Annotated in this window: 1 protein-coding gene; it reads left to right on the forward strand. The window is 41.4% G+C overall.

Features of this window, described 5'->3' with window-relative positions; translation table 11 throughout:
• Positions 1–91: 91 nt before the first annotated feature.
• Positions 92–1,038, forward strand: a 947-nt coding sequence (locus HRU21_09145; protein ID NRA42456.1) for a hypothetical protein, incomplete at its 3' end; no start/stop codon positions are given.

The following is a 1,038-nucleotide window of genomic DNA, read 5'->3' on the forward strand; positions in this document are numbered from 1 at the left end:
TGACGAGAGTATCAATGATTGTCTAGCAGTTTTTGTTACGAACAGGAATGCTACGGGCAAGGCTATAGCCACCAAGATACAGGCTGTTGAAATGATGAATCGTGTATTAGAGAACCCATCTTACAGAATTAGCAGGGTAGATGACACTCATATTTGCCGTTCTGCTGTCAAAAGGATGTGTGCGGTCTTTGGTTTGCGTGAATTTCAGACTAAAAAGTGCGAAAACATGGTTTTGGGCGGTTATTGGCGACCATTTCAGAAAAGATGGATACAAGACAGGTCAAGACAGAAGATTGTTGAGAAATCAAGGCGTACTGGTTATACTTTTGCATCTAGCTTTGAATGGAATCTTGAGGCATTAGAATTTGATGGAGACGTGGGTATTTGGATCTCTCGTAGTGAGAAATTAGCCAAGCAGTTTAGTAAAAAGTACCTTATGTTGTGGACTAGAGTAGTAAATTGCCTTGTTGAGAAGGATTATATCTCTGCAAGGGCAGTGACAGCAGGTGAAGTTGTTTATCCTAATGGTCATCAGCTTATCATGGCTAGTTCTAACCCTGATGCAGTTGCAGGTTTTGGTGGTAAGATCGGGCTTGACGAATATGCCTTGAATCCTAATGCTGAACAGCTTTATGATATAGCCGCACCTGCTATTATGTATGGTGATAGGTTACAAGTTATATCTACTCACCGTGGTCGTGGTCAGTTTTATCACTTTGTGCAAGATGCTAAAGAGGAAGGCTCTCAGTGGTCTTATCATCGTGCTAATATCAAGGATGCTATTGCTGATGGTATCGTGCAGGTTGTTAATAACGAGAAGATTCGTAAGGGAATGCCACCGATAACTGAGCAAGAGTTCTATGATGAAGTACGTACGTCATGTCGTTCTGAAGCCGCTTTCTTGCAGGAATATATGTGTCAACCTGCCGATGATATTGATGCTGTTCTTAGTTATGACTTGATTAGGTCATGCGTAGCTCCACCTAGTAGCATTTTGAATAAAGATGGCAGTGGTAGACAGTATTTTGGCTATGATTT

It is taken from the genome of Pseudomonadales bacterium (assembly GCA_013215025.1).
Taxonomy (GTDB): domain Bacteria; phylum Pseudomonadota; class Gammaproteobacteria; order Pseudomonadales; family DT-91; genus DT-91.